Consider the following 21,446-nt stretch of genomic DNA (forward strand, 5'->3'; position numbering starts at 1 on the left):
ATGGGTAGGGGCGCACAGCTGTGCGCCCCTACGAGGATCTATTTTTTTCTGTACCTCACCCATACGGGAACCGCTATAATTTAACTTATATGAAATTTAGTTTGTAATGTATAGTGAAAATACTCAAATTAAATAAACTGATTAGCGAATAAGATGATTTTAAAGAAGAATTCAGAATTCAGAATCAATTAGTGGGTAATTTGACCCGCCGTTAATTGAATACCACTAAATCTTTGATTTAGTCGGTTACTTAAAGCCCTTTATTCATCTACTATTCACACAGAATTCAATTGGATAATTCTGGCTTCTGACTCCTGAATTCTGTTTTGTTAAAATATTTGATTGGTTAATAAGTGAGTAAGAAAATTTATCTAAAAGTCAACACAGATCTGACAGCTTCGCCTGAAGTTTTATCTTGGTTCGAGCAGATAAATCAACCAAGTCTTCCCGATAAAAAAATTTGGTGGCAATGTCAAACACTTTTGATAGAGGGATTTACTAATATTGTTGAACATGCCCACAAAAATTTACCCATTGAAACTCCGATTGAGATGGAAGCTGTGCGGTTAAATGAATACATAGAAATTCGTATTTGGTCTCAAGGCGAATGCTTTAATTTAGAGGAGCAATTGCAACAAACATCTGAATTTGAGGATAATGACCAAGAACGTGGACGTGGTTTAAAAATCATGTCTGCCATTGCTGACAAGTTGAGTTATGAGCGGACAGTAGATAATCGTTACTGCTTATTTATTAGTAAATATTACTAAACCCCAGTTACTTATACCATTTGACGAAAATCTTGATACATATAGATTTACCGTAGGGTAGCACAGCTGTGCTACCCTACCAAGGTATTTGTATCAACTTTAAAGTGAAATGGTATTAGTATTCAACCGGACATGATATTAATAGCAATCTTCAAGAAGAAAATCACAAGACAAGAGGGTTATCGATAGTAGCATAAATGGAGTGGGTGGCTAAAGAACTATGCATTTCATCAATATCATGAAAACGTGAGATTAGATTGGCTTTGCAACGCCATTGTGACTGACGAAGCTGATGCAGGAGTTTCGATCTGTCTTGCTCTATATGTGCATATTTATCTAAAGCTGTTCTGAGTTCTGCTAAAAGTACTCGCTCATCCACCAAGCCTCCGACACCAAAGGCATTAATCAGTCCCAACAAATGATTGTTGAAAAAGTAATAACCCAGGCGTTCGTCAGCAGCAACGGCATTTTTGCACACTGTATAGCTTCTGTTGCTAAAGCCAGGGAGGATGCTATCTAAATGCTCCCGAAAATCCGGGTGACAGTAATAATCTTGATTATCGCGGAAAAAGAAGCGGTAAGGATAACCGTCTTGTAGTTGCAAAACACTATTTTGTTGATGCGCTTCTAGCCCGATGCCATATGTGAAGTAAAGCCAAAGAATCGGCTCTAATGAAATTGTGAGGTAACGGCGAAACCAATCGCGGCTAACCTCATTTGTGGTGCGTTGTTCGCGCTTTGCTAGCAAGTTGATAATATTTGTTAAGCGCGAACCATCATTAAACATAGCATCCTGACATAGGGATATTAAACAAGTTACATCAGGAGCAGGATTGGCTGGGAAAACATTTTCTCGCAATAGCGAAGCGAAGCCAGCACTTGGTTCGCCGTCTATTTTCAAAGTGATGTAGGCAGGTTCGCGGATAATATTAAATTGTGGGAAGCGATCGCACAGTTGGTTACCAACTCCGGTATTCAATAATTGATAAAGTTCTACCGCTCTTTTTAACTCTTTATAGGAGATAGCCCGCATTGAGTTAGTAATCTTGACGTTCAAAGACAGTTTGACCATGAACGTTGCATCAGAATGATAAACTGTGCGAATTGAAGAAGTAGGCATAAAAGCTCGCCCTTGTAAACCCAAATCTTCCAGCAATCCCTGATTGAATAACTGCTGCACTCCTGGTTGACACCGCAGAAAATTTGCCTGCCAAGGATGCACTGGTAACAAGGCATATTCATCTGCACGGCAATAATTCATCTTGAAGTTTTCATCCACTTCACCATCCGTCAACAGTTCTGCTTTGATCAGTTCTATAGCTGTTTGTGGCAATGCTGAACCAGACTCCACTATTGACTGATGGGCGCGAAAGTAATAAAGAGGAAAACTCCCTTTCAATTCCGGAGAATAAATTGCTAATTCATTCTCAGCAAAACCTTGACGGCTTTTCGGCGTTGGGTGTAAAGGATGACCGAAAATTAGTGCTTGTTCGGTTTCAATAAAATTACTTTTGAAAGCATAAAGTATATCAGTATCTTGTCGCCGCTGCCGAACAAACTGTTCTATATTGCAACAGCTTTCCACTACTCGCCGCAGCAATTCATCCTGATGCCCATTGCTACCATCAGCCAGCGCCAACTCTTTTGTCAGCAGACTAACTAAGGTGACGTAATCAACTTCTAAAACACCAGTTTTGTCTGCTGGCTGATAATAAATTGGCAAGTAAAACAAATGGCGTCCAGTTAGTGAATAGTAGCGTAAACCAGCCAATATTTGTATATTTTTATGCTCCAAATAACATCGTATTAATACCTGAGCTTTGGTACGAGTAAATACCTCATTTATGGCATCATCTATGACTTCACTATTGGCTTTTATGCTTTTGCCAGTACCAGTTTCTCGCAGGTAACAATTGAAAAAGCTTTGAATTGTTGCTTGTTCAGCAATTTCCTTGTCAGTGCGATTTATAATCAGTTGTGGCATTGCAGCAGTAATAATGGTTTGCTCTATCATTTCAATTTTGGTTCTAAAGATTGAGGATTTTTCAGTGAATGACTAATACCAATTGAAAAATATTCGCGATAAATCTATTGTTATACAGAATTATCACTTTGCAAACCAAGATTTAGACACCACTTGAAGAGGACAAGGGGACAAGGGGAAAGACTTATTGCAAGTTCTCCCAAGGTCACCTTGGCTTCTTCGATGACTTCTGCCCAATCCCTAGTCCCTAGTCCCCAGTCCCTAGTCCCTAGTCCCTAGTCCCTAGTCCCTAGTCCCTAGTCCCTAGTCCCCAGTCCCTAGTTCCTAGTCCCCAGTCCCTTTTACACAGTTCCTCCGTCCTGCTGCGATCGCAATTGTGTTTCTGGCTGAGTTGAGCCAGTAGGCAAAGTTCTATGTCCAGATCCCGAAACTCCATTGGGAGAATCTGGAGGATTTGAGCCTCCCCGTCCCCTACGAGAAAATATAGCCCGAGCCAAGCTCTTAACTAGAATATAGAGAATTGGCACTAAGAACAAACTCAAGAACGTCGAAAGCAGCAGTCCGCCAAACAGCGCTGTCCCTAAAGACCAACGGCTACTTGCTCCAGCTCCTTCAGAAATCACCAAGGGTAAAAATCCTAACAGCGCTGCAAAGGAAGTCATTAAAATCGGTCGCAAACGTTCTTCCCCTGCTTTCACAGCCGCCCGCGTGTAGCTCATGCCCTGCTCATGTAGTTGATTGGCAAATTCCACAACTAAAATCGCGTTTTTCGCGGCTAGACCAATCAAAGTCACCAGACCTACCTGACAATAAATATCATCTACTACTTTGGGAAATAGGCTACCTGCCATGAAAATATTCGATCGCACCCAAAGCGCTGTCATCGCTCCCAAAACTGCTAGGGGAACCGTTAGCAAAATAATGATTGGGTCAATGTAGCTTTCATATTGAGCTGACAGCACCAAAAAGACAATAATGATCGCTAACGCAAAAATCAGTCCGGTAGATCCTCCAGATGTCTTCTCTTGGAGATAAGTCCCTGTCCACTCGTAACCAAATCCCTGAGGTAAAACCTCTGCTGCTACTTGCTCCATCGCTTTAATTGCCTGTCCAGAACTAGCACCGGGAGCAGGAGCGCCTTGTACTTTGATTGAGCGATACAAGTTGTAATGGGAAATGGTTTTCGGTCCCACAAAGGGCGTAACTTTCACCAAATTGCTCAAGGGAATCATTACCCCACTGGCAGAGCGAACATAGAGCTTGCCAATGTCATCAGGATTAGAGCGGAAAACCCCATCGGCTTGGACATATACCCGGTACTGTTGCTGTCCCTGTATAAAGTCATTCACGTATTGCGACCCTAAGTAACTTTGCAATGCCCCAAAGACATCGTTAATGTCCACGTTCAGGGCTTTGGCTTGGTTGCGGTTTACCTGGATTTCAAATTGGGGAGTGTCTGCGGTGAACTGAGTGAAAACTCGTTGGAGAGCAGGGTTTTTATTGGCTGCCGCAATGAACTTTTGAGCGGTATCAAGGAAGGTTTGAATCGGCGCACTGCCGGTGCGGTCTTGAATGATAAACTCAAAACCACCTGTAGTACTTAAACCTCTAACTGGAGGAGCATTCACAGCGATCGCTCTAGCTTCAGTAATTGCAGACAGCTTTTTGTTCAGCCTTTGAAGTATGCCATAAACAGACTGAGATTCTTCAGTCCTCTCTTTCCAAGGTTTCAGGTTAGCAAAAGCAATGCCTAAATTAGAAGCATTACCATCGAAACCAAAGCCACTAATCATAAAACTAGCTCTGACTTCCGGAGCCGCCGTGACTTCCTTGACAACCTTATTCATCACAGATTCAGTGTATTTCAAAGAAACCCCGTCAGGCCCCTGGACAATTACAAAGAAGTAACCCTGATCTTCCTCTGGAATAAATCCAGTAGGCACTGCTCTGTACATCAAAACCGTTGCCACTAAACCACTGATGAAAACCCCAATCACAATCGGCTTGATATGGGTAAGGTAGCTAACAAACCTGACGTATCGGCGCGTGAACCAGCTAAATCCCCGATTAAACTGCGTGAAAAACCAGCCCAAAGGCCCGCGTGGAGTCTGAGCTGGGCGCATCAGGATCGCTGCCATACTCGGAGAGAAGGTTAAAGCGTTAAAAGTCGAGATCCCAATGGAGCAAGCAACAGTTAAGGCAAATTGTTTGTAAACAATCCCAGTAGTACCTGGAATAAATGCAACTGGAATGAATACCGCCATGAGTACGAGTGAAGTGGCAATGATTGCCCCAGTCAACTCTTTCATGGCTTCCACTGCTGCGTCAAACGGCCTCATGCCCTGTTCCAGTTTGACTGCAACAGCTTCTACCACAATAATTGCATCATCGACGACAATACCGATCGCCAGAACAAAACCAAATAAGGTCAGTGTATTAATTTGAAATCCTAAAACCAAAAGAGCCGCACATGTCCCAATCAAGGACACGGGAATCGCAACAGTGGGAATAATCGTGGTGCGCCAGTCTTGCAAAAAGACAAAAATTACCAAGACCACCAGGATAATCGCCTCAACCAGGGTATGCAGAACTTCTTCTAAAGAAATTTCTACAAATGGAGTGGTATCAAATGCCAACTCTGCTTTTAGTCCAGGTGGAAAATTCTTTTCTAGCCTCTTGATCTGCTGTTCAACAGCATGAGCAACATTCAGTGCATTACTACCCGGAAGTTGATATATCCCCAAACCTACGGCTGGCTTGGGATCATTTCCTGGTATGGTGAATTTGGCATCAGCAAGATAGCTCTCAGCACCTAGTTCAACTCGACCGATATCTTTGACTTTAACTAGGGTGTTGGTGTTAGCGTTAGTGCTACTAGTGCCATTTGCAGCCACCTTCAACACCATCTCCTCAAATTCTGCCGCATCTTTGAATCGACTGGTTGCCTTTAAAGCAAATTCAAAGCTTTGATTATCTGGTGCTGGTTCCTTACCAATTGCCCCTGCACCCACCTGAATATTTTGTTCTTGCAGGGCAGTTGTCACATCTTGAGGAGTCAGTTGATGTTGGGCAAGCTTATTGGGATCGAGCCAAAGACGCATCGCATATTTGCGTTCCCCAAAAATCCTGGAGCTTCCTACACCAGGAATCCGTTTAATCTGATCGAGAATGAATAGGTCAACATAGTTACTAATAAAAATGTTGTCGTATTCATTATTCTCTGAGTAGAACCCATACACGAGAAGCAAACTACTTGATGCCGTTTCAACAGTGACACCTGTTCGTTGAACAGTATCTGGTAATTGAGGTTCAGAGAGAGCTTCTTTATTTTGAACGTTTACTTGAGCAATATCGCTATTGACATTAGTTGGGAAGGAGACAGTTATATTGCTCGAACCATCATTACCCGTATTAGAAGATATATAAGATACATCTTTAACGCCATTAATTTGTCGCTCAATAATGTTGGTAACAGTACTTTCTGTTGTTTGAGCATCCGCACCAGTATTATTGGAGCTAACGGTGATTTGCACCGGGGCGAGATCTGGCAGCTGAAAAATACCTGCAACGCCAGTGTGGAGAAATCGGCAGGATTGGAATACAAATACTTCCCAGCAGCAAAATGATGAATGTACAATGGGTGATCGAAAATCTGGATTTGTTCCGCCACTGCCAAACTCAATATCTGCTTCATCAGGCTATGATGGGCTTGCAGATCGATACATCTTTAACGCCATTAATTTGTCGCTCAATAATGTTGGTAACAGTACTTTCTGTTGTTTGAGCATCCGCACCAGTATTATTGGAGCTAACGGTGATTTGCACCGGGGCGAGATCTGGCAGCTGAGAAATCGGCAGGATTGGAATACAAATACTTCCCAGCAGCAAAATGATGAATGTACAGACGGTCGTCAGAACTGGACGCCTGATGAAAGTATTGACAAACATAGGCTAGGGATTGGGGACTGGGGACTGGGGATTGGGGACTAGGGAATAGGGGGTGGGGAGTGGGGAGTAGGGAGTGGGGGAGCAGGGAGTAGAGGAGAAGTTGCAGGGTGTCTTTCCCCAGACCTTTGCACCTAAAACCTCTTGTACCCAATGCCCAGTCCCCAATACCCAGTCCCCAATCCCCAATCCCCAGTCCCCAATCCCCAATCCCTGACTTATTAAAAGTTTTTATCGCAAACTGTCTCAAAAGTCCAAGATATACTGCTATAACCAAAAGGAATAGATAAAAACTAGCAAACAGCATGGATGCAGACTTACGCTTGCTTCGTTACTTTGTTGCGGTGGCTGAAGATTTGAACTTCACCCGTGCTGCTGAACGGTTATATATCTCACAACCAGCATTGTCCAAGCAAATTCGCCAACTAGAACGGGAATTGGGCATTGAACTACTGCGCCGTAATAGTCGAGAAGTGAAACTAACCGCTGCTGGTGAAGCACTCTTGCCTTTAGCCCAAGGGCTGATCCAGGATTGGCAGTTTACTTTATTAAAGCTGCGAGAAGTAGCAGCGAGAGAAACGCAGACATTGCGCGTTGGTTTCGTTTGCAGGATTGGCAGCGAATTAACGAAATCTATCCTTTCACGGTTTCAAGCCCTACAACCAGGATGGAAGGTAGCGATTCGTTTCTTTGAGTTCTCAGATCCTACGGCCGGACTACTCTCTGGCAATACTGATGTTGCCCTGTTACGCTTGCCAGTTCCCAAACAAGAAAAACTATTCACTGAAATCTTATTGGTTGAACCAAGATGGGTTGCCTTATCATCTGAGCATCCATTGACGCAGCTGGATGTTTTGCAGATAGCTGATTTGGTTAATGAACCGTTTATTACAGTGCCTGCTGAAACAGGAATATGGCGAGATCACTGGTTAGCAAAGAATGAACGTAACGGTCATCCAATTGTTTTTGGCACCGAAGTAAACAATACCAATGAAGCAATGGAAGCAGTGATTAATGGTCAAGGAATAGCACTAGTATCGGAAACTACCACACAAGTTTACGCACTGTCTGGACAAACTTTCCGCCCAGTTCAGGATGTCAGTCCCAGTGTGCTAGCTGTGGCATGGCGACGAGATTCTTCAAACAGCGTAGTTGAAGACTTTGTGCAAGCTTGTCTTGATGCAAGTCAGCAAAGTAGCTGACCTTTTTAGGACAAGGGGACAAATTGCAAAAAGTCTTTCCCCTTCCCCGTGTCCCCGTGTGCCCATATCCTCTTCGATGACCGAATTTTAGATTTTAAATTTTGGATTTTGGATTGAAGATTCAAAATCTAAAATTTAAAAAGGTCTCAAGCCCCCGAATTTATTCGTGGAATAAATCTAAAATCTAAAATTAATTGACAAGCCCCTGACTTTAGGCATGGGGTCAATCTAAAATCTAAAATCCAAAATTGTCTGACTTGCTTTTTGAATTTGTATGTGATAATTTCTGTTTTTAGCTATTGTACACTTATTCGACCGATTTACCGTATTTTAAAAGTACTACTACCGCTCAATTGCAAAAATCTTTGCAACAAATGAATCGGCTGTAGGGGCGTACAGCTGTACGCCCCTACCCATATATCTGTCGCATTCTGATTTCAAATAGGTATAACTTTATCTGTCAGGAATTTAATACATGACCAAAGTTCTGATTCTCGATGCCAACAAACAACCGTTATACCCAGTACGTATCAGCCGTGCTAGGTTGCTATTATCACAAGGTAAAGCTACCGTATTCCAGCGATATCCCTTTACTATCATTCTCAAGGAATCCCTTTCCCATTTAAAACTTGAGCAACTTGGGTTCAAAATTCACCCTGATGTCAAAAGTAAAAAGGGAGTAGGGAGTGGGGAGTAGGGAGTCAGCCTTTTCAAGTTGGATGGAGTTTTTTGAGGCAATCAAATAGGAGTTTTATAGTACTACGATCGCCAAAGATAAAAAACTTAGCAAGTAAGTTGGCACAATAGAACGAAAGTATTTAAATAAAGATTAACTAAGCAACAAGGAATATTTAAGCCGACTTACTTAGATTGATGAGGAATATAGATGACGAACGATACTATTTTAGAACCATTGCCTGAAGACCAATGGTTTATTGAAAGCCAAGAACTGCGATCGCTTGTAGCAACAGTACGTGAAATTACTGCTAGTACTACTAAAAATCGCACACAAACTCTCGCTAAATTAGAACCCTATTTTCAAGAGCTACTTGCCCAACAGCAATGGTTACCCGAAAAGTTCGCCCAAGTCAACCCCCAAAGTAAAATGGGGGGTGGTATTGGTCAATGGCTACTTTATCGGGCTAAAGACCGTTCTTTGTCAGTCTTTAGCTTGGTGATTCCCCCTGGTTCCACCACTCCTGTCCACGACCATTTAGCTTGGGGATTGATTGGTTTATACAAAGGCAATCAAGAAGAAACAGTCTATCGGCGTGTAGATAACGGCAATGCCGAAGGACACGCACAATTACAAATAACTGAAGTGCGATCGCTTCAAAGGGGCGATATTTACCGCCTCCTACCTCCAGATGGTGATATCCACGCCGTCAAAACCACATCCGAGAGTGAATCTGTATCCATCCATCTTCTCGGTAATGATAAGTAGCTAAACAAAATTAATTACATAGTTTTTACCAAATTCTCGGAGAATATTTTCGACAGATGCGACAAAGGTTTGCCAATTTTTGTAAGCATCTATTTCGAGCCATTGATACTTAATAAACCGCCACAAAATTTCAATCAAATTTAGCTCTGGTGAATAGGAAGGTAATTGAAAGATGGTAATGCCACGTTCTTGCCATTCTTCAACTTTATCAATAATCATATCACTGGTATGAATAGAGGATTGATCAACAACAATTACCGTCGGTTTATCTACTTGGGGAAAGAAAGTATCAATGCAAGCAATAATCACATCTGAATTGATACTTTGAAAAGAGACATAAGCTTCAAGGTGATTATTTCGATTCATGATTCCTAAAACATTTAGGCGCGCACTACGGCGACTAGTAATAGTTAAGTACTCTCCGATATCTTGCCATCCATAAGGAACAGAAGGAATTAAACAAAATCCGGTTTCGTCTAAGTAATATAAGTTAATTTTACCTTCGTCTTCTAATCGTTTAAACTCTGTTAACTGTGCAGATTTTTCCTTGTATTCTATAGGATCTGGCTCTCCTCCAACATCTCGTCGCATTCGATGCCAAGTCATATAAAAATTTCTTAATATTCTTTTAATAGTTTCAGTGCTAACTTCAATATCCCATTCTGATTTAATTTTTTGTAGCGTCTTTTTTAATTGTCTTGGTTCAAGTTTCGCCCACTCTCTAATTTTTGCTTCTTGTTCTGGTTTAAATATTCGTTTTCTACCTCTTCCTAGTTTATTATAAAGTCCAACCATCCCTGATGATTCCCAACGATTTATCCAGTTATAGATAGTCTTATAACTAACATTAAATATTTTCATTAATTCTTGTAACTCTACTCCTTGATTAGCTAAAATTAAGAAATGTGCTCTTTGGCGCACCTGATGATATCTGCTTTGGCGATATATTCGCTCCAGTAGTTTCAAAGAAAGAGGATTGATTTCTCTCAAAAAAATCATTTTAACTCTAATTATTATCCAAAATATTCTGAGAGTATATTATATATTCATTTGTGTAATTAATTTTGTTTAATTACTTACTGGTTGCATCTGGCGTCACCAGTTCATTCCAGAATCTCACACCGTCAAATCTTTTCGCTCCGGATATTCTAATGCTCCCTGTAAAGAGGAGGAGGAAAAAGAACATGCCCAAGTACGATAGACCGCAACCCCCTGTATTCGAGCGAGTTGAAGACGAACGCCTGCACCGCAAGCAACGCCTAGCCGCTGCCTTTCGCCTGTTTGGTCGCTTTGGCTTCTCTGAAGGCATCGCAGGTCATATTACAGCCCGCGATCCGGAGTTTACAGACCATTTCTGGGTCAATCCATTGGGAGTATACTTCGGCCATATCCGAGTTTCTGACCTAATTTTGGTTAATAAAGAAGGTGAGGTGGTGAAAGGCGATGCTCAAGTAAATCAAGCCGCTTTCGCCATCCATTCTCAGATTCATGAGGCTCGACCTGATGTAATTGCAGCCGCACACGCTCATTCAATTTATGGCAAAGCCTGGTCGAGTTTGGGTCGTCTGCTTGACCCCTTGACTCAAGATTCTTGTGCTTTTTATGAAGACCATGCACTGTTTGAAGATTATACAGGTGTCGTATTAGATACCTCTGAAGGAAAGCGACTTGCGGAGGCTTTGGCGCGAAGTAAAGCCATAATTCTGCGTAACCACGGCATTTTAACTGTGGGACATACGGTAGATGAAGCTGCTTTTTGGTACATTAGCTTAGAGCGATCGTGCCAAGCACAACTGCTAGCACAAGCCGCAGGTAGACCCAATATCATTAAACACGAAACAGCCCGTTTGACACACAGTCAAGTGGGAGCGCCTAGAAGTGGGTGGTTCAGCTTCCAGCCACTTTACGACAGGATTGTGCGGGAAGAACCTGATTTTCTCGATTAGTCAGACAATTTTGGATTTTAGATTTTAGATTTTAGACTTATTCCACGAATATAGCGCTTCTCACTTGGGTAAAATACGCCCGTTCGTAGGGGCGCACAGCTGTGCGCCCCTACAGCGTATTGCATCCAAACGAGAATCGCTATAAATCCAATTTCCCACTCCACCGGCCTTCTCCAGAGTCGGATACGCGTTCCTCAAAGTTGCTTAAGTTTGGGTCTTTGAGAAGTGCGATCGCTGTTAAGTGGTTTGCCCAACCGGAACGGCTGAGTGAGGAGGCAATCGCACATATTGTCGATGAAAGCAATGACTTGTGGTTCTCTGTTGCTAGCATCTGGGAGATAGGTATTGTAAAACTTTAAATAAAAAATAGTCATATCTAATCAGATATAGTCCTTTTCTTAGGTTTAGGCAGTTGTGCAATCCATGCCCTAACTACATCAGAACTTGACATCCCCCTTTTATCTGCTTCCTGCTTCAACTGCAATAATTCGTATTCTGTTATTCGGATCGAGAGCCTTTTTTCTTTCATTTTGTGCTACCATTTGGGTGTACATGCATGATAACAGAATGCAGTTAGTAGAGCAGCGCATCATCAAGAAAAGTAATCCGGCTTGGGAGCAGATAGATACAATGTCATTTGCTGCTAAGAACCTGTGGAACGCTGCTAACTATTGCATTCGTCAATCGTTCATTTACGGGCATGGTGTGCCGTCCTATAATTCAATGGACAAGTTAATGCAGTCAAGCTTGGAGTACAAAGCACTGCCAGCTAAAGTTGCACAGCAAGTATTGAGGTTGTTAGGTAAGTCGTGGGAGGGATACTTCGCGGCGATCGCCCAATATAAATTAGACAAGACTAACTTTACAGGTAAGCCAAAAATACCGGGATATAAATCTAAGGATGGGCGCTGTGTTTTAATTTTTAGTGAGCAATCCACATCAAAAAAGGTATTTAAAAAGTCAGGGCAAATAAAGCTTAGTGCGATTGACTATAATTTTGATACTCAGGTAAAGCAATCAGATTATTGTCAGTCCCGGATCGTGCCAAAACTTGACCATTATATTTTAGAAATAGTTTATGAGGTTAGCGACCATGAATTGAATCAGAGTACAGAACGTATTGCAGCAATTGATTTAGGAATTGATAATTTGATGGCGGTAACATCAAACGTGCCAGGGTTTAAACCTGTTCTCGTTAACGGTCGTCCACTCAAAAGTATGAATCAGTTTTTCAACAAGAAACGTGCAACTTTGCAACGTCGCAGTGGAGTCCAAACATCCAAAAGGATTAAACACCTGACGAGTAAGCGTAACTTCAAAGTTAAAAATTATTTGCATCGTGCATCTAATTATGTGATTGAACTACTCATGGAGTTAGGGGTTACAAAATTAGTCGTTGGTCAAAATCATGACTGGAAGCGTAGCGTTAATATCGGTAAGAGAAATAATCAAGCTTTCGTGTCGATACCTCACGGACAGTTGATTGATATGCTCACCTATAAAGGGAACAGAGCCGGAATCAATGTTATTGTTCGGGAGGAGTCATACACCTCTAAATCGAGTTTTCTTGATGGTGATTTTATTCCTGACTATGGCAGTAAGCCAACGGATAGGAAGCCATCGGGTAAACGAATATGTCGGGGACTGTATCGCACAAAGTCTGGGCGACTTTGCAATGCTGATGTTAACGGTAGTTACAACATCCTGATCAAAGAATTCCCCGATGCTTTCGAGACAGGGGATAGCGAGGTCTTAGTTGACCCAATTCGGGTAAATCTGAGTGGTTTTATCGCCAAAAGCTTGACTCCATTCTAAATGCCTTAAAGGTTCTATGAACGAATGGTAATTTCTCAAAAGCCATGTCTGACTATATTTGACTATGTAGAACTGAACTATCAAAGTTGCAATCGGAAAGTTGCCACTGCCAGAACCAATTGATAGCTACATTTCTAGCCGTATGGTGCAATTGGGAGCGCGATCGCTAGAAATTACGGCAACTCACGCTTTACGAGCGGCTGCATTACCCTTACATCACCGAGATCCGTTTGACAGAATGCTGATTGCACAGGCTCAGTCAGGAGACATGACGCTTGTAAGTGCTGATCCAATGTTCAGGCAATATAGCGATGTCTCCATTCTCTGGGCAGCCAGTTCGTGAGCGTTTATACATCCGCAATTAACCTCGCTTTTCTCAAGAAAAATTGCAGTACTGTTTCTTCACGGGAAATAATATCCACTCTACCTTCCATTCCTAATTGAATCTGACACAGATTTTTGCCTTTACCTAAAACCAGACTTTCCGGCTCAATAGTCACGTGATAAAAAGCACCTGGGACAGCCGCTTTCGGAGTGGTATTGGGATAAGGAGAAGATCCATTTGTGTTGTTTGTTGGGGGAGTCATGGCATCTGGAGAAATCGCCTCGACCTTACCATTGAGAGTACCATAATCTGGGTAGGGACAAGCACTAACCCGCATTTGAACTTGTTGACCAATTTTGAGCTTATTTTTATCTTCAGATGCCACTGCTGCCTTGACAATCTGCTTGGCATCACTGGGGACAATCTGCAAGACTTCTTCGCCAGGACGCACAGTTTGACCAGGATTACGCAAATTTATCTGAGAAATGATACCATCGGCAGTAGCAATAATAGTGGTGTGATGAAGTTCAATTTCCACTTGTTTTAGTTCGCTAGTATCGCGCTCTAGCTGTTTTTCTACTTCAATCCGTTGCTTGATAATTCCTTGCAGTTCTTTGTCTAAAGCTGCTTTGTTACTTTCACCTGCGGCTTTTTCTTGGGCTATCCGCTCAGTAGCAATTTCTACTTCTGCATGACTGGGATTTAAGGCGGCTTTTGCACGTTGCTTTTTAGCGATCGCTGCATATACAGTTTGTTGTAATCGCTCAATTGTTTGCTTTTGCGCCTCCACAACTGCTTTTTGTGCGGCTACAGCTTGTTGTTGCTGTTTTGCAGCTAACCGCGCTTCCTCTAATTTATCCCTAGACAATGCTCCTGCTTGGGCTACACCCTCATATCGGTTTTGCTTTGACTTGGCTGCATTCCAAGCCGCCTCAGTAGAATGGAGATTTGCTTGTGCTGTTTTTAACTGTGATATGCCAACCTGCAATTCTTGTTGAGCAATCTGCACATGAGCTTGAGATTCTTGGAATTCAGCCACAGTATTAATTTTTTTATCCTGATATTGGCGCAGGCGATCGCTTAATTCAGCCTCAGTAGCAGTGATAATCCGGTTAACTTTAGCAGTTTCGGCGCGGATTTGACTGTTCAAAGTGTGAATTTGAGCCTTGATTTGCACTAGCTGCAACTTAGCTTGCTGAATATTACTTTGCAGTTGGTTTTTTTTAGTTTGTAAGCGGGAGTCGTCAATAATGGCGATCGCATCTCCGGTTTTGACAACTTGATTTTCTTGGACATGAATCTGCATAACTTGGCCTTCTGTTGCCGCCTGCACAATTCGCAATTCCCCAGATGGACGGACAACTGCCTGCCCTTTCACCGTCACCTTATATTTGGCGATTGCGGCGACGGGAATCGCTAGTCCCAAAACGCAGAGAACAAAGAGTCCACCAAAGGTAATCCAACGACTAATCGGTGGCAGAAATTCATCTGTTTGAATTGGCTGTAAAAAGTCTGTGTTGTTAACCATAGTTAGACACTCCAAAATTGAAAAATAGGTGAAGATATTAGCCAATACAGTTGATTTACAGCTATTTTTAGGTAAATAGACCACGCGGTAAGGGCACAGCAATGCTGTGCCCCTACAACAGATGTGGTTCAAATACACGAAAACTGCTGTAAGCTCAAAACCCTCATGTAGAGACGCGATTTATCGCGTCTGAAAGACTCAAAATCACATCATCCAAAAAGTCTAAATGCTCGCCATTAACTTGTCGCAAATCTTCTGCTGTTCCTTGAATTTTTAACTGTCCTTTTTCTAGAAAAATAATCCAATCTGCACGCTGGATCAACCTAGTACGGTGACTAATTAAAATAGTAGTTTTACCCTGGCGATGGTCTAAAACTTTATCTAGTATTTGTGCTTCGCTCACTGGATCGAGGGCGCTGGTAGATTCATCTAAAATCAGGATGGGTGGGTCAGTAACTATGGCTCTAGCTATAGCTAATCGTTGCTTTTGTCCACCAGAAAGATTAGCTCCAAATTCTCCTAAGACAGTTTGATATTTATCAGGTAGTTCACTGATAAATTCGTCAGCACCAGTAATTTGACAAGCTCTAACAATGTCTGCAAAACTAATGTGAGGATAACTAAATTGGAAATTATCTAGAATAGACCGACTCCAAAAATGAGCTTCTTGTGGTATTAAAACCACCTGATGCCGCAAACATTCTAAAGATATATCTTGCTGATTATAGAAGCTATAGCGAATATTTCCTGATTGAATTGTATATAAACCAGTAATCAACTTTGCTAGGGTACTTTTACCACAGCCAGATTTACCAATTAGAGCAATTGCTTTACCACCAGGAATAGTTACGGAAAAATCTTGCAATAAATCAACTCTACCTGTGTGGTGAAAGTTAATTTCATTGCAAGTAATATCTGTATTTCCAGGAATTTCTACCCACTGCTTTTTCACATCATTTTCATCTTCTGGAGTAGCATCAATAACTTCTGTCAGACGTTGAATAACTATTTGGGAAGTGATAAATTCATCTATTAAGCCGATAGCAGAACTTAAAAAGCCCAAAAGATTACCACTCATACCGTTATAGGCAATCAATTGTCCGATTGTTAAAGTCCGATTAATTACTAAATAGCTACCAATCCAGAGAATACCAATATTAATAAATGTCGAAAGAATACTGGTAACTGTGCTGCTGTAAAGTCCTAGCTGCATGGTACTCCAGCCCAAGTTAGCCAAACGACCAAAATTTCCTTGATATTCTTCCCAAGCTTGGGGTGTAGCTTGGGTAGTTTTTAAGACTTGTACTCCCCGAAATGTTTCTACTAAAAAACCTTGGTTTTCTGTACCAAAAACAATCATATTGCGGGTTTTTTGGCGCAGTGCTGGTAAAAAAAGCAAGTTAACAGCCGTGACAATGAGAAATGCAACTATAGAAGCTAGAGTTAACTCCCAAGTGTAAAAAAGCATAAAGCCCAAGGAGACTACAGCAATAAAAAATTGACTGGGTAATCCGAGGACAATTTGGGAAACTAAGTTATTGATAGCGTGAACATCAGCAATGCGGCTGACTACCTCCCCACTGCGTCGTCCTTCAAAATAAGATAGGGGTAAATGTAAAAGTTTGCGCCCGTATTCTAGAATTAGTCCTAATTGCAATCTTTGACTGAAATGACCGATCAAGTGCGATTGTACTAAACTAATGGCGCTTCTAATTAAATTCAGGGCGACAACGCCGATCGCAACAGTAGTTAATAGTTGAGTATCTCCCCGGACTAGGACATCATCGGTGAGTAGTTGCATCATGAAGGGTGATGCTAGGGAAAGCAGACCGATCGCAATGTTGAGGGCGATCGCTTGGGCTAAAATAAACCGATAGGGATAAACTCGTTGCAGATAACGTCCAAAACCGCCAATTTTATCTGATTCTTGTTGATAGAAGCGGCTTTCATCGGGAAGGAGTAGCAGCATCACCCCATTACTCCAACCTTTAATTAACTCCTCCTGAGTCAGGTAACGGATACCAACACCGGGGTCGGCAATTACATATTTGTTGCCTTTCTGACCGTATAATACTACCCAGTGGTAGCCTTTCCAGTGAATAATCGCAGGTAAAGGAGCTTGATCTAATTGGTTGATGAGTTGAGGAGTGGCTTTAACTTGTCGGCTATGGAATCCCAGGGCTTCTGCACCCCGCCTTAATCCCAACAGAGTAGTTCCTCTCGCCCCAGTACCAACAGCTTCCCGCACGCGGTTAAGGGTAAATGTGCGTCCGTAGTATTGGGAAATAGTAGCTAAAGTAGCTGCACCACAGTCTTCTTCACTGTGTTGAAGGACAATTTGGTATTTCATTTACAGACGCAATTCTTGAAGAGAAAATACAGTTAAGTCAAATGAATTGACTATATTGAATTAGGATTTACGCAGAAAAATTATTCATTGAAGTGGCTAAAAGGACTTCATGACTTGATCGTTATACTTGATAAAGATCAATATCATAGGGATTAGCAGTGTACTCATTGTTTTGAAATTCATATATTTGCCCATTGGACAAATTGTATGATTGATTCACCGTTACATAATCTCGACCGTCAATGTCAAATTGAATTATTCCGTTGTAAGGGGTATCATAATCCCATGTTTCACCTGGTTGAATTGTGAATAGAGTACCATCCAAATTATGAGTAATCCTGTATTGTGTGTTGTTTGCGATCCTAAATTTCTCACGTCCACCAGAAATTATTTCCGCAGCTTGTTCGTCAATTTCTTCGACCAAACCAAAATTATGCAAGATGCTTTGGTTGTTTAACTGGGCTGTTTCCACTGTCATAGCCATGTGATTTTCTCCTAAAATTTGGTGTTTAGGAAGTACGCTCAATATTTCTAAACGCCGATAGATTAGGCGTTGCTGATAGATAATATGTAAATCTCACCTATACGGCGTTTACCCTTAATGTCATAGAAGACTAGTAGTTCCCAGACAGTAGTCGTTCTTGCAGAGTAGACATAAAGGCAAAAAACAAAAGTTATCTCTATTCAGAATAATAGGAGTTAACTTTTTAGTGTCAGGATTTATTTGAAGAGATATGATTAACTCCTCTCTTCTTAGTATATGAGGAAAAGAAGATTTATAAATAGGAATTATACAAATTTTATTTTTTCTTTTGCTTTTCACAGAATCTGAAAAACCCCTCTATAAACATCTCCCCTACTCCTTCTTGCAGGGAAGAGAAGAGGAGACGCTTTGAAATCTCCCTTGTTATATAGGAATCCGATTTGATTTGGAGAATCACTCGTAGAGGTAAGGGACTGGGGATTGGGGACTGGGGACTGGGAAGAAGGAATAAAAGTGTACTGAGTTTTGTTCAAAAATCAAATATGAGTCCTATAGTAAGGGTTTAGGTCATGAGTTGATATTTTCACATAATGCCACAAAGTTAGATTAGCTTACCTCATTACTAACTTTTATCTACTTTCTTTGGCAGTCCAAAAATAAATCCGGTTTCTGGTATCGGATTAGGCATTTTATCGCTCAGAGGCGGCGGATTTTTTGAGGTAACGATAGACACTCGCCGAAAATCGAGCAAAGTCTTTCATGAGAATTTTGATATATTGGATTAGTTAAAGCAAGGCGTAAGCGTCACCCTTGAGATTGACGCTACTTACACCCAACAAATTTGGGCTTTATCTTCTTAAGTTGACACCAATGCATAGCTATGCACCCCTACAAATTTCTGTACCTACTTCAGGCTTATTGAAATCAGCTGCATCAATCGTCTTGGGTTTTGATGGGTAAAGCAGACTCGTCAAACTCACGTTAAAGTGGGAAAATAACCTCAGTTAGCTCTGCTTAAACTACCTTGTCTTAATAATGGTTTCTACTTTTCCCAACCCCTCTTCTGTTGACTTATCTCGAATTCGACTTTCAATTCGCTTATTGCAACCGCAATTGATAGAGTGGCGACGGCGATTACATCAACAACCAGAGTTGGGTTTTCAGGAAAAACTGACTGCTGAATTTGTCTCACAAAAGTTGCAAGAATGGGGAATTGAACATCAAACCGGCATCGCTCAAACTGGCATTGTCGCCACCATCAAGGGTAACAAACTAGAGCCAGAATCTAATCCAAAATCCAAAATCCAAAATCCAAAATTGCCAGTTTTGGCGATTCGGGCGGATATGGATGCTTTGCCAATTCAAGAACTTAACGAAGTGCCTTACAAATCCCAGCATAATGGAGTAATGCACGCTTGTGGTCATGATGGACATACTGCGATCGCTTTAGGTACAGCTTACTATCTGCAACAGCATCGTCAAGATTTCTCTGGTACCGTGAAAATGATCTTCCAGCCAGCCGAAGAATCACCAGGAGGCGCAAAGCCGATGATTGAAGCTGGGGTGCTGAAAAATCCTGATGTTGACGCAATTATCGGTTTGCATTTGTGGAATAATTTGCCGTTGGGAACTGTAGGTGTTCGCAGTGGTGCCCTGATGGCGGCTGTGGAGTGCTTTAACTGTACAATTTTGGGCAAAGGTGGACACGGCGCACTACCTCATCAAACAGTGGATTCCGTTGTGGTTGCGGCTCAAATTGTCAATGCTTTGCAAACTATTGTCGCTCGAAATGTGAATCCCATTGATTCGGCTGTGGTGACAGTGGGCGAACTTCATGCTGGAACCAAGCGGAATGTAATTGCTGACACAGCCAGAATGAGTGCCACTGTCAGGTATTTTAATCCGAGTTTTAAAGGCTTTTTCCATCAGCGTGTTGAGCAGATTATTGCCGGAATTTGTCAGAGCCAAGGTGCAAAGTATGAGTTAGATTATTGGTCACTTTATCCACCAGTAATTAATGATGTGAAAATGGCTCAATTGGTGCGTTCTGTAGCAGAAGAAGTGGTAGAAACTCCTGTGGGAATTGTACCAGAATGCCAAACTATGGCGGCTGAAGATATGTCATTTTTCTTGGAAGAGGTGCCTGGTTGCTATTTCTTTTTGGGTTCTGCCAATGCAGAGAAAGATTTGGCTTATCCCCATCATCACCCCCGGTTTGATTTTGATGAGACGGCGTTGGGAATGGGTGTGGAGATATTTGTCAGATGCGTGGAGAAGTTTTTTAGTTGAGAGAATCTAGCTGTTTTTAATTACAGCAAATTGCAACTTGGTGAGATGCAGATGATTGTAGGGGCACAACATGTTGTGTCCCTACAAGAGTTTTTATGAAAAATAACTATATAAAAAGCCGGGGTTTTTACCTCCGATTTTATCACTTTATAGTTGATAGACACCTGAAATTAATTACTTTCCTGCCCCTCTAACCAAATAAATAAATCAGCTAGAGATGAAATTCTCAAAAGCGCCCTTCCTAATGCTTCTAGCTTTTCCTTGTTTAAAACTTGAACTCTCTCAATAATTGACGAATCTATTTCACCAAAACGTTCATTGAGTAAAGATATACAGAATCTAACCGCTTCTTTTTGTTCGCCCTGTTGTTCGCCCTTCTGCAAAATATCCTAATAAATCACTGACTCCTGCATAAGATCCTCGCTCAATAACTGACGAATAAAATCCTTTTCAAATCGCAAACCTGCTAATATTTCTGTGTAAGCTGCGATATTCTGCTTCTCCAGATTCTATTTCTTCACGTCGCCCAGCCAGCAATGTATAAATCTCTTTTTTTTTGACGCGACTAATTCCTCATCATATTTTGGGTTGTGAGCTTGAGTTTTCTTCCAACTGATACGTGCTTCATTAAATAAATCATAGTAGCTTTGCTTTGAGGAGAAAGTAACCCCGTATTTGCGGCTGATCTCATACTCTAGCTCGTTCAAAGTCCATCTATCTTTTGTTAACAGCCACTCTATTATGGATGAGCGCTGCTCTCGGCTTAATAGCCCAACACTTCCTTGATGAGCGAGTCTTAAACCTTCTACTCCATTTTGGAAAAATGCTTTTTTCCACTTACTTATAAAACCACTGGACACTCCTAAGACTGGTATTATCTGCTCATGCTTGTATCCACACAGCAACATCTTAACTGCTATCGCTCGTTGAACTTCACGCTTATCTTGGCTATTTTCGATAAACTCATCTAGCGATCGCATCCACATTACCGCACCTCACCTTAGTCATTCAAGCTACTTACACCCTTCTACGTATTTTCTCACGAATGATTACAGATTGCTATAGATATTCATCAAAGTTTTGATTCTCTATTGCATTTGATATTTCTTGAACATTAAATGAGCCGCATCTCTCATGATTGATCATTTGTCTCAATACTTTATAGTTTTGAGGATGCCACCAGCAATCACTAATAGAATTTTCCGACCAGTCAATCAAGGTTGATTGTAGATTAACGTTACTCGCAATCAAATTAATTTCTTCTATATCCCATACTCTTTGACTGCCATCACAGACAGCTAGGTAAAAATAAATCTAAGTATATAAATATATGTAAAGTTTAACCTTCAAGTATGTGCTTATAA

Annotated in this window: 14 protein-coding genes and 4 pseudogenes; 9 read left to right on the forward strand and 9 right to left on the reverse strand. The window is 41.5% G+C overall.

The features are described 5' to 3' along the window. Positions 1 to 353: 353 nt before the first annotated feature. Positions 354 to 770 (forward strand): ATP-binding protein, encoded by a 417-nt coding sequence (locus tag IQ276_RS33445; RefSeq protein WP_190883641.1) that lies wholly within the window; start codon positions 354 to 356, stop codon positions 768 to 770. A gap of 163 nt (positions 771 to 933) precedes the next feature. Here the strand turns inward: IQ276_RS33445 and IQ276_RS33450 are convergent, their stop codons facing one another. After that, a complete protein-coding gene (locus tag IQ276_RS33450) occupies positions 934 to 2,784 on the reverse strand; it encodes an IucA/IucC family protein (RefSeq protein ID WP_235116185.1) in 1,851 nt (616 codons plus the stop codon). Positions 2,785 to 3,095: 311 nt separating this feature from the next. After that, a pseudogene (locus IQ276_RS33455) lies at positions 3,096 to 6,399 on the reverse strand (efflux RND transporter permease subunit). Here IQ276_RS33455 and IQ276_RS41315 point away from each other — a divergent pair. The 4 genes from IQ276_RS41315 (at position 6,391) to IQ276_RS33475 (ending at position 9,345) form a co-directional block, all read left to right on the forward strand. Then, complete coding sequence (locus tag IQ276_RS41315) at positions 6,391 to 6,744, forward strand: hypothetical protein (protein WP_235116187.1); 354 nt, start codon at positions 6,391 to 6,393, stop codon at positions 6,742 to 6,744. The pseudogene IQ276_RS33455 and the gene IQ276_RS41315 overlap by 9 nt on opposite strands. Positions 6,745 to 7,004: 260 nt before the next feature. After that, positions 7,005 to 7,901 (forward strand): LysR family transcriptional regulator, encoded by an 897-nt coding sequence (locus tag IQ276_RS33465; RefSeq protein WP_193925179.1) that lies wholly within the window; start codon positions 7,005 to 7,007, stop codon positions 7,899 to 7,901. 475 nt (positions 7,902 to 8,376) lie between these two features. Further along, positions 8,377 to 8,598, forward strand: a complete 222-nt coding sequence (locus IQ276_RS33470; protein WP_190883558.1) for an RRXRR domain-containing protein — start codon at positions 8,377 to 8,379, stop codon at positions 8,596 to 8,598. A gap of 189 nt (positions 8,599 to 8,787) precedes the next feature. Then, positions 8,788 to 9,345, forward strand: a complete 558-nt coding sequence (locus IQ276_RS33475; protein ID WP_228043539.1) for a cysteine dioxygenase family protein — start codon at positions 8,788 to 8,790, stop codon at positions 9,343 to 9,345. On the opposite strand, the gene IQ276_RS33480 is transcribed toward IQ276_RS33475, so the two are convergent. Continuing rightward, on the reverse strand, positions 9,346 to 10,344 hold the full coding sequence (locus tag IQ276_RS33480) for an IS630 family transposase (RefSeq protein ID WP_193926121.1): 999 nt from the start codon (positions 10,342 to 10,344) through the stop codon (positions 9,346 to 9,348). A gap of 185 nt (positions 10,345 to 10,529) precedes the next feature. Here IQ276_RS33480 and IQ276_RS33485 point away from each other — a divergent pair, with 185 nt between their 5' ends. Continuing rightward, positions 10,530 to 11,291: a class II aldolase/adducin family protein gene (locus IQ276_RS33485; protein ID WP_190883556.1), complete on the forward strand. Its 762-nt coding sequence runs from the start codon at positions 10,530 to 10,532 to the stop codon at positions 11,289 to 11,291. 194 nt (positions 11,292 to 11,485) lie between these two features. On the opposite strand, the gene IQ276_RS33490 is transcribed toward IQ276_RS33485, so the two are convergent. After that, positions 11,486 to 11,665, reverse strand: coding sequence for a hypothetical protein (locus IQ276_RS33490; RefSeq protein ID WP_235116188.1), 180 nt, complete (start codon positions 11,663 to 11,665; stop codon positions 11,486 to 11,488). Between the two features lie 178 nt (positions 11,666 to 11,843). On the opposite strand from IQ276_RS33490, the gene IQ276_RS33495 reads away from it, so the two are divergent. Then, positions 11,844 to 13,106 (forward strand): RNA-guided endonuclease InsQ/TnpB family protein, encoded by a 1,263-nt coding sequence (locus tag IQ276_RS33495; RefSeq protein WP_235116189.1) that lies wholly within the window; start codon positions 11,844 to 11,846, stop codon positions 13,104 to 13,106. A 79-nt stretch (positions 13,107 to 13,185) separates the two neighbouring features. Beyond that, a pseudogene (locus IQ276_RS33500) lies at positions 13,186 to 13,449 on the forward strand (type II toxin-antitoxin system VapC family toxin); the annotation flags it as partial. A 4-nt stretch (positions 13,450 to 13,453) separates the two neighbouring features. Here IQ276_RS33500 and IQ276_RS33505 read toward each other — a convergent pair. The 3 genes from IQ276_RS33505 to IQ276_RS33515 form a co-directional block, all read right to left on the reverse strand. Beyond that, positions 13,454 to 14,959: an HlyD family secretion protein gene (locus IQ276_RS33505; RefSeq protein WP_193920007.1), complete on the reverse strand. Its 1,506-nt coding sequence runs from the start codon at positions 14,957 to 14,959 to the stop codon at positions 13,454 to 13,456. Between the two features lie 163 nt (positions 14,960 to 15,122). Beyond that, on the reverse strand, positions 15,123 to 17,309 hold the full coding sequence (locus IQ276_RS33510; protein WP_193920009.1) for a peptidase domain-containing ABC transporter: 2,187 nt from the start codon (positions 17,307 to 17,309) through the stop codon (positions 15,123 to 15,125). Between the two features lie 121 nt (positions 17,310 to 17,430). Next, positions 17,431 to 17,793, reverse strand: coding sequence for a hypothetical protein (locus tag IQ276_RS33515; protein WP_193920011.1), 363 nt, complete (start codon positions 17,791 to 17,793; stop codon positions 17,431 to 17,433). Between the two features lie 1,035 nt (positions 17,794 to 18,828). Between IQ276_RS33515 and IQ276_RS33520 the strand changes: the two genes are divergently transcribed. Further along, complete coding sequence (locus IQ276_RS33520; RefSeq protein ID WP_193918462.1) at positions 18,829 to 20,082, forward strand: M20 metallopeptidase family protein; 1,254 nt, start codon at positions 18,829 to 18,831, stop codon at positions 20,080 to 20,082. A gap of 170 nt (positions 20,083 to 20,252) precedes the next feature. Here the strand turns inward: IQ276_RS33520 and IQ276_RS41140 are convergent. After that, positions 20,253 to 20,582, reverse strand: a pseudogene (locus IQ276_RS41140) (DUF4351 domain-containing protein); the annotation flags it as partial. After that, positions 20,581 to 21,062: pseudogene (locus IQ276_RS33530) on the reverse strand (helix-turn-helix domain-containing protein); the annotation flags it as partial. The pseudogenes IQ276_RS33530 and IQ276_RS41140, both read right to left, overlap by 2 nt. Between the last annotated feature and the right edge of the window lie 384 nt (positions 21,063 to 21,446).

Source organism: Desmonostoc muscorum LEGE 12446, from assembly GCF_015207005.2.
GTDB classification, from domain to species: domain Bacteria; phylum Cyanobacteriota; class Cyanobacteriia; order Cyanobacteriales; family Nostocaceae; genus Nostoc; species Nostoc muscorum.